Here is an 8,914-nt window from a genome sequence, read left to right as displayed (position 1 = left end):
TGGTTAGAATACCTGCCTGTCACGCAGGGGGTCGCGGGTTCGAGTCCCGTCCATACCGCAAAATAAAGCTCTAAGTTAGTTGTTATCAACTACTTGGAGCTTTTCCTTTTTGCTTAGGGACGAAATAAGGGACGGTTTTTTATTTTAGTCAACTGATTGGTTTATTGATATTTGGCTTGTTTTTCTTCGTGATAAACTTTTGAAGATATTTTTCTAATTACAGAAACTTTACTAATTTAGTCCATGAATTGAGGATTAAATCAAGATTATATGAAACCATATTCAGTAAACCCCTGCATCAGAAAAGATAAATTGCTTAAAAACGGCAACTATCCCATTTACATTTGGGTTAGAGTCATGGGTGAAGAGATAAGAGTTCCTACAGGCTACGAGATAGAAGAAAGTCTTTGGGATAACAAAGCTAAACTACCAAAGAAAAATCCACTCCGCACAGTTATCGGAAATATAAAGTCTGATTTAGAAACTCTCTTACTGACAGAACAAGGAATGGGTGGTGATCTATCTCTACAGCTTGTTCGGGATTATTTTGGAGGCAAGAAAAAAATTAAGCCTGAAAATGGTTCTTTCTATGATTACTATCTTGAATTTGTAGATGATAAAAAGAAATCGGGCAAGGATGATGACACTATCAGAATCTACAATAACACTTATGCAATGCTCAAAGAGTTCGCCCCGAAACTAAGAATCTGTGATGTCAATCTCAAATTTATCGAAAAATTTGACGCTTTCCTTCGGAACGAAAAAAACAATCAAGACGGCGGAAGAGAGAATAAACACAAGAATATTCGTGCCGTTATCCTTGATATGATTCGCCACGATATAAACATCAAAAATCCATACGCAAGTGATAAATTCAAAATGCCGAAAGCAAAAATAAGGGAAACTTATCTTGAATTAAATGAATTGGTTGCAATGAGAAACCTTCTTCCTCAATTTGAAGCCTTTTCTCCACGAAGGATGTCTATGCAAATGTTTCTCTTAGCTTGTTATACGGGCTTGCGTATTTCTGATATATTAGACCTCAAATGGTCGCATATTGACTGGGAAAATCAACGTATCAATAAAAAGCAAGTTAAAACCAAAGATTCGGTCACAATCATTATAGAGCCTTGGGCAAAGGCTATCTTATTGGAGTTTAGCAATAGTAAAAAGAATATTGGAACAGATAAACCAGTATTCGAGAATCCAGTTACCTCTAATACGGTGAATCTTCATCTAAAAGAATTTGCGAAAATGGCAGGGATAAAGAAGACAATCTCATGCCACGTTGCCCGCCATACCTTCGTAACACTTCAAATTTTAGCAGGCACTGACGTTTTAACCATCAAAGCATTAGCAGGACATTCCAAGATAACCTCTACAATGGTTTATTTTAATGACTCTAAGAAGTTAGTAGATGACCACGCAAAGAAATCACAGCTATTCAAAAGCAAAAACGACTGATAGATAATTTCTTCAAGATAAATTTGATTTCAAAATACGGCTCAACAAGTCGTATTTTTTGTATCTTTATGGCAAAATAAAGGTCAAATGAAATCAAAAGAGTTGAAGCAATTATTTTCACGACAAAGAAAGCTAATGAAAGCTGCTCTTGTTATTAATGAAAAGCTCTCCGAAGTTCAGCAGGAGATTAACACCTTAATGCTTCGCCAAATTAGCTCCTCTACTCCAAAGGCTTCGAGTGACAAAGACTTAATGACAGAAAAAGAGGTTTGCGACTGGATAGGCAAGTCCAAAGCTACCTTATACCGTATGCGCACCTACCACAACTTTCCTCATTCTAAAATACCTGGACAGAAGGCTATTATTTATAGTCGCAAAGACATAGAAGCCTATATTAAAGCGAATCAGGCAAACAAATTTTATTAACACAAATATAATGTCTCAAATAAATCAATAAACTCGTTTTTAATAAATTGATTATTAGTTTGGGAACGGCATAATAAATGCAAAATTATTATCTTATCTTAGCTAACACGAATATTAATTCCTATACTAAATTCAATAATGATGGATTCTTCATATTATCAAAATCAAGTAAACCGCATCGAAAAAGAGATTGCAGATTTGCAAAAGAAAATAGCTGACGAGAGCGGTAAAGAATTGACAAAAAACAAACAGATTGATACAGTAACTCGCAGTATCAATAAAAACACGTCCACATCTTCTTTTAATATGAAGCAACGACAAATACAAGGATATGAAAAAGACATAATAAGTTATCGCTCAAAAATAGCAGATTATCAGAAAAAAGTAGCTTCCAAATCAACTGAATTAGGAAAAAAGAAACAAGAATTATTGAAGGCTCAGCAGAAGGAACAAAAAAAGATGCAGGATGACCAATTGAGTTTTCAAAGAAAATTACAAGAAGATATTGCAACCCAAAAATCCCAATTAGAAACCCTTATTGGAATGAATTACTCAGCACAAAATAATTCCAAAAATGAAGAAACGGCTCTTGCGATTAACAAACAATACGATTTTTTTATTTCTCATGCTTCTGAAGATAAAGATGACATTGTTAGAGACTTAGCAGAGGCTTTAAGAAATAGTGGTTTTGAAGTTTGGTATGATGAATTTGAACTAAAAATTGGAGATAGTCTCCGAAAGAAAATTGACTATGGTTTATCAAATGCAAATTATGGGATAGTCATTATATCTCCTTCATTCGTTAAGAAAAATTGGACTGAATACGAACTGAACGGCATGGTTGCAAGAGAAATGAATGGACATAAAGTTATTCTACCGATTTGGCATAAAATATCAAAAGACGAGGTCTTAAAGTTTAGTCCAACATTAGCGGATAAATTAGCACTGAATACCTCAATTCACACAATAGATGATATAGTCCAAAATTTGAAGAACCTATAAAATGAATTAAGTTTTTAAAAATCAAGTCATTACATAGCTAATCCATTCTACCATTGATTTCTCCTATTTCTTGCGGCTAAATTTCGGTACATCTCGCTTTGTCTTTGCGAATATGCTTCATCTTTAGCTTCATCATAGACTCCAGTATTTTCGCAATGGGTACATTTGAAAGAGCCACTATCGTAACATTTTACTTGTATCAGCTTCTCTTCATGCCCCCAACAACGAGAACAATATAATATCAGTTCAGTATCTCCTTTTAAGGTTATATAAGGTTCTGAATGCCTTTCTATCTTGCTATCAATATCTTTCGACTTTTTCAATTCTGAAACCTCAGCATTAAGTGATACAATCTCATTTTGCATATCTAATGCTTGAGAACTCAAATCTATAAGCTGAGCGTATATTTCAATATTGCCTTGCTTTTTTATTTCTTTTGCGACATCTTTTATTTCTTCGTAAAGTCCCATATTCTATTAAGTTAATTTGAAGTGCTGAATATGCTCATTTTGATTACTAAAATCATCTTCCCAAGTCAGTCTGACTTTTAAAACATCGGTAGAATTATATGCGTATAAGTGCATAATAATATCAAAGTGGTCATTGGTATTCAAGAATTCATACGGAGTGGGATAATCCATTACAATTACCTTTTCCGCTGAATTGTCATGCCCTACATAATTATCTAAAAATTCTACATAGATATTTTTAGCGGGAGCTTTTCCTGTATTATAGATTCTTAAATCACGCCTTCCCTTGTCTCCTTTTATGACATTGCCCTTCACTTGAGCTTTTTTATTTTCGGATTCCTCTTCATCAATCTTTTTCAACTGATAGGCGTTTAGTTTTTCTTCTTGCTTTTTCAATCGCTTATCATGCTTAAAATACATTATAATCGTCAATGCAATTGCGAAAGCCGATAAAACTATGCTAACAATATCCATGCTCATTTGAATTTTATATTCTTATTTCCCTTAAAAGCTTTTTTGAACATATCGGACAATTCTTTTTGTAAATCATCTTGAACTTCACTTTTCATTGCCTCGACACTCTCGTTGATATTTTCTTGGTTAAATTCGACCAATTCGTCATATCCGCCAAAATATTCCCGATTGCACAAATTGCATTTAACATAGGACTTGTCTTCATTGAAATTAAAATCCTCTCCACCGCAAGTGGCACACCTAAGTTGAATATGTCTCTGATAGTTATCTTTCATATTATATTGATTGCTATTTACATGACGAAATTACTTATTTATTTTCGATTTACAGCACTTCTCTATTGAAAGCGAAGCCGAATAAGCCCACGAGGGTGAAAAGCGAAAATTCGGCACGAAAACGATTCGGGCGAAAATTTGCCCCAAAATATACTTCGTAAACCTACCTTCTAAGGCTTCGCTTCACTCAGCCTTAGAAATACGCCCAACCTCCAATAAATTAGATGCCTATAAAGCCAGTATCACATTTCGGTACTCCTACTATCGTTTACCGAGATTAAAGCTCAACGAAGGGCAAACAATATACTGTACTCCCAATCTATAAGTCTTTGCGTTTAGATTTCCACAAAGGTTTTATATTATCTGGGTAGAGCTTTGCGTTTCAACTCCGATTATAGAGACTTATCTTTGTTATTCTCTGCTATTCGTTGCGTTTCGATTGTATATTACGGCTGATATGCTCTATTCTCAATAGCACCCAATTATATAAGGGTTGTTCTGTACATTCCATATTGCATTTCCATATTACATAAATACAAAGAACTTATTGTTATTCACAATGCAATAATCCTTGAGCTAAAGTTAACAATATTAGATTTCCCAATACAAGGGTTTTCATATTCAGTATATTCCAATATAGAGTTTTCTTATAGTGCTTTCCTTACTTTCTCTACTTATTAGGAAGGGAAAGCTTCTTATTACCCTCTAAAATGCATAATAATTCAGGAAAATCTACCTTTTCATCCTTACTTTTTCTAAATAAGGTTTCTTTTATATCATTTTTGAAGGTTTCAAAATTATAATCATCTGGCGAAGCATACTTTTTCAAAACGGTAATTACACTTTTATAAGCATCACTTTTAGCTGACTTTTTAGTGTCTGGTTTAGAAGCTCGTTCTACAAACTCTGCCTGATAATCTTCCAAAAACGTTTCATACCCAAAATTTTCTAATCCATAAATAATATGTCTCTCTTTAGGGGTTAAATATTCTTCCTGGTAGCTCAACTTATTGAAGAGTATGAACCGATTGACTTCTCTTGCAAAGAACCGATATAGGTCTGAATAGTTATCCACTAAATCTCCCAAATTCTGGATATGCTTCATTTTATGGTGATTGAAAGACTTCTGATACTTTAATGTAAATTCGATTCGCAAAAAATCATTTCCTTTCTCTTGCATTATTTTGAATGCCTCTCTTCGTCGCTCTTGCTTTATTACAGAAGATTTATCTGCAACTTCTTTTGGTTTTGCGTAGAGTTTTGCGATTTTTTCAGTTCCTATAAAATACAATGTCCCTTCATCTATTCTCTCAGCATGTCGCTCAATATGATTGTAGTTCACTACCATTGGTAAAATATCTATTGCTTGAATGCTAACATTAATATTTAATCCAATTTCGCATTGAGTGAAATTCCCTTGTCTTAATTCCTCAAAAGAGATATTTAATTCTTTTGCTATATTTCGTAAAGCTCTTTCAAATGAAGTTTGGGTTAAATCAAGTAAGGTCGCATTGTTATAATTCCATTTGCGAATACTCCCCTCAATAGTTACAATGCCAGTTCTCTTTGTTTGAGAAATACTTAAATCATGCCTATCAAGCTCCGTTTTATTGCGGAGGACAAAATTGTCATATTGTTTCCTGTCAGGATATTCGATAAATTCCTTTTTGGTAATATTCTCGCAATTCTCAAAATTCCCAGAGAAATCCTTTAATGTTATTTTTATTCTATCTACCATGCGACCTTTGGATTATAGACTCCAAAGATACGAATTATAGAGCTACCAACCTCTCAAGCATTACTTTATAATAGGAATCTGAATAGAAATCGTTCCAAACGTCTCCGATAAATATATTTAGGCAATCATCTATCTTTTCGAGGTCGGGGCGATTTACATTTGAGAACATTATTTTTTCGTCCGAACTAAAAGACTTCAATTTATCTATTTTATTGCTAACCAGATTTATATCAGAAGTATTAGACACTTGGGCAGCAACAATTCTATTTTGATTATTTACTCCCAATACATCGACATCGGCAAAGTTTCCCCCAGTTCGTATTATCTGATAACAAATCCGATACGATTCGCTTGAGAATCGGGAGCGCAACCACTCGGTACACATTACCTCAATCGCAGAATCAGTCATTAAAGATAAATCTAACGGATATTTAACTCCGTAGTAAATGCCGTAAATAGCATTTTTTCTCTGGTTTACAGCACTAATGGTTACTTGTTGCGGTATTATACTCTTTAGAATTGGATAAGTCCTTAAATCAATGCTATCAAAATGCTCTCCCCAATTCGGAGTACAATAAACGCTTTTCATCTTTAGACAAAACAACTTAAATCCGTTTCCTTCTCGGCAAAACATTTCAGAACCTTTCTTTATCAAGCCTATTTTCGGATTCCTCCCAAGAAAAGAAGCTATAACAATAACATCTTGCTCATTGGCTAAATTTACAAGATTTACAAAACGCTGAATATAGGGTAACTTGCTATTGTACGGAGGGTTATTGCCGTTTATCAAATCATCAAAATACTTTTGGTCTATCATTTCTTCTTCTTGAATACAAATAGAGACAATATTATTCTCATACAAATATTCTAATTCGGAAGCCGATTTTCCTGTATAGTTACAACGAACTAAATAAATAGGCTCCTCAAATAGAGGTTCATTCAGCCAAAGAACTCGGATTATCTTTTCGGCAAATTCGCATAATCGTTCCTTTCTAAGTTCTGCATTTGCTTTTAATAATTCGTGGTCTTCAACAGGAAGATATTTCTTTATAAAGACATTTGCTATTTGCGTTGCCGGCATTTCCAAAGAAGGAAGCCAATATCTGATATTATTATTCCGAATATCGGGCATCAAAACATCTTTGAACCAAGAATATAACTCAACATATTTCCATAGCGGTTGCGAGTTCTCTTTTTCGTCTTTTTCTTGTAATTGCTTACTTATATCTTTTCCCAAATCAATGCCTATTGCAGAGCTTAGAGATAAATAGTCTTGGGAGTTTTCAAAATAAGTAATCAATAAACCTCTGATAGTGAATCGTTCTTTTATTGCAATAGCAAAAGCATTTATCGCTTCTTGCAGTTTCTTTGGCTCGTTTTCTTCTTCCTTATCTAAGATTACATGGGTATATAGATTGAAAGTGTCTATTATCTCGTTCTTGCGTATCTTATCTGATAGAGCATCTTTGCCTTGCAGATAATCATTTACAACCTTATTGAGATTATAGCCTGCATATATAATTTTTGCAAGCACTTCTATTCTCTTTTCTACTTCGACTTGGTTTGCTTCATGAGAATAAGCCTGAAATAAGGCTTTGGGCTTAATTGAGATACTTAACTCTTCAAAAGGATTATGTTTCATTTTATTGCTATTGTTCAATTAGATACAAATTTCAAAATTGGACAAATATAGCAATAATCAACAATAAAACCGCATATATGCAAACGTTATTTATGCGGTTACATAGATGCGGAGTTAGCCGTAATTTCGTGTAAAATATATGATTAAGAAGAAAACTCAAATATCAGAAGATAGCCGTTTATCTCAAATAGGCAATAGGGTTCGTGCTTTGCGAAAGGCGAATACAAGTCTTAGTGCCGAAGATTTTGCCAACGAGAAAGGCTTTGACCGTGTTCAATACTCCCGAATTGAAAACGGAGCAAACATCACAATGAAAACTCTTCTAAAGGTGGTAGATGCTCATAATATGACATTGGAGGAGTTCTTTAAAAATTTAGACTAAAGATTTATTTTAGCATTAATCTTAGGTATTCTTCATCTTTCAGCAATCTTTCCCTCCTTTTTTCTTCGGTTTCCCCAATACAGGAAAGCAATATTATACTGATTATCGGAGTTAAACAAAAAGAGAAAATGACCCAATAGAAAGCACTTCTCCCATTTTTACAAGCCATTTCGTAAACATAATATAGCAAAATCAAAGCGTTTACAATGATTGCTATAATAATGACAACAGCGAGAAAACCCATAGAATTAAATTCAGTTTGCATAAAGATAAAATTATTAGTCGGTGAAAATTGATTAACATTCATGACCTAAATTATATATTTTGTCAATGAGGGCAAAATTTTCTTCAAAAAACGCTTGCGGAAGAATAACGTTATTTAACTATCAAGAAAAAGGATTGGAAAATTCAAGGGACGGTTTAAGGGACGGAAAATTTGATAACGAATGATATCCTCACGTTCCTGACTTCAAAATACAAATCACATAAACAATTAAAATACACCAAAATATCAATCAATAAAAATCATTTACATGCAATAGTGAGCTACCGTCCATACCGCAAAAATAATTCGAAGAATGAAGCAAAGCTCTGAAATCCAATGGTTTCAGGGCTTTTTCTTTATACCCCCTTGCCCTCGAAAAATAGCGATTTAACGCACTGTTCACGGCACAATTCGTGGGCTTTTTTATCCTGATTTTTTTGCCCACGATTTGGGTTTTTATTCGTTGATTTTCAACAATTTGCATATCTTGTTAATGGGCTGCATAAAGTAACTTTGCAAAACTAAATTTTAAAGCCCATGAATGTAGTAAAATCAACGTTCAATTTGCTTTTTGTAATCAGAAGGCACAGGCTTCTTAAGAATGGAGAAGCCCCTATTTATTTACGTGTTACGGTGAACGGAGAGGTTGCCGATATTACCACTAAACGGAGTATCCATGTCAAGATGTGGGATCAACGACGGGAATCCAGTTCCGGAAAGACGGTAAAAGACCGTGAGTTGAATCACTATCTCGAAACGCTCAAAATGCGGATGTA

The 8,914-nt window shown here is 34.1% G+C and carries 10 protein-coding genes; 5 read left to right on the top strand and 5 right to left on the bottom strand.

The features are described 5' to 3' along the window. Nucleotides 1-270 precede the first annotated feature (270 nt). The 3 genes from B4G81_RS14110 (at nucleotide 271) to B4G81_RS14100 (ending at nucleotide 2,892) form a co-directional block, all read left to right on the top strand. On the top strand, nucleotides 271-1,464 hold the full coding sequence (locus B4G81_RS14110; RefSeq protein ID WP_294066650.1) for a site-specific integrase: 1,194 nt from the start codon (nucleotides 271-273) through the stop codon (nucleotides 1,462-1,464). A gap of 87 nt (nucleotides 1,465-1,551) precedes the next feature. Continuing rightward, nucleotides 1,552-1,890, top strand: coding sequence for a helix-turn-helix transcriptional regulator (locus B4G81_RS14105; RefSeq protein WP_294066653.1), 339 nt, complete (start codon nucleotides 1,552-1,554; stop codon nucleotides 1,888-1,890). A gap of 138 nt (nucleotides 1,891-2,028) precedes the next feature. Then, nucleotides 2,029-2,892, top strand: a complete 864-nt coding sequence (locus tag B4G81_RS14100) for a TIR domain-containing protein (protein WP_294083590.1) — start codon at nucleotides 2,029-2,031, stop codon at nucleotides 2,890-2,892. A 47-nt stretch (nucleotides 2,893-2,939) separates the two neighbouring features. Here the strand turns inward: B4G81_RS14100 and B4G81_RS14095 are convergent, their stop codons facing one another. The 5 genes from B4G81_RS14095 to B4G81_RS14075 all read right to left on the bottom strand — a co-directional run bounded on the left by B4G81_RS14095 (nucleotide 2,940) and on the right by B4G81_RS14075 (nucleotide 7,491). Continuing rightward, on the bottom strand, nucleotides 2,940-3,362 hold the full coding sequence (locus tag B4G81_RS14095) for a hypothetical protein (protein WP_294066658.1): 423 nt from the start codon (nucleotides 3,360-3,362) through the stop codon (nucleotides 2,940-2,942). Nucleotides 3,363-3,368: 6 nt separating this feature from the next. Beyond that, on the bottom strand, nucleotides 3,369-3,842 hold the full coding sequence (locus B4G81_RS14090; protein ID WP_294083588.1) for a hypothetical protein: 474 nt from the start codon (nucleotides 3,840-3,842) through the stop codon (nucleotides 3,369-3,371). Continuing rightward, on the bottom strand, nucleotides 3,839-4,111 hold the full coding sequence (locus tag B4G81_RS14085; protein WP_294066664.1) for an ECs_2282 family putative zinc-binding protein: 273 nt from the start codon (nucleotides 4,109-4,111) through the stop codon (nucleotides 3,839-3,841). Before B4G81_RS14085 ends, B4G81_RS14090 begins: the two co-directional genes overlap by 4 nt. Before the next feature lie 670 nt (nucleotides 4,112-4,781). Continuing rightward, entirely contained in the window at nucleotides 4,782-5,849 is a 1,068-nt protein-coding gene (locus tag B4G81_RS14080; protein WP_294066667.1) for a hypothetical protein, read from the bottom strand. Between the two features lie 34 nt (nucleotides 5,850-5,883). Continuing rightward, nucleotides 5,884-7,491: a hypothetical protein gene (locus B4G81_RS14075; protein WP_294066670.1), complete on the bottom strand. Its 1,608-nt coding sequence runs from the start codon at nucleotides 7,489-7,491 to the stop codon at nucleotides 5,884-5,886. A 139-nt stretch (nucleotides 7,492-7,630) separates the two neighbouring features. On the opposite strand from B4G81_RS14075, the gene B4G81_RS14070 reads away from it, so the two are divergent. Beyond that, on the top strand, nucleotides 7,631-7,873 hold the full coding sequence (locus B4G81_RS14070) for a helix-turn-helix domain-containing protein (RefSeq protein ID WP_294066673.1): 243 nt from the start codon (nucleotides 7,631-7,633) through the stop codon (nucleotides 7,871-7,873). Between the two features lie 802 nt (nucleotides 7,874-8,675). Then, on the top strand, nucleotides 8,676-8,914 hold a 239-nt coding region (locus B4G81_RS14065; RefSeq protein ID WP_294083586.1), incomplete at its 3' end, for an Arm DNA-binding domain-containing protein.

The organism is Proteiniphilum sp. UBA5384, assembly GCF_002410825.1.
Taxonomy (GTDB): Bacteria; Bacteroidota; Bacteroidia; order Bacteroidales; family Dysgonomonadaceae; genus Proteiniphilum.
This window is presented reverse-complemented; position numbering and strand designations above follow the sequence as displayed.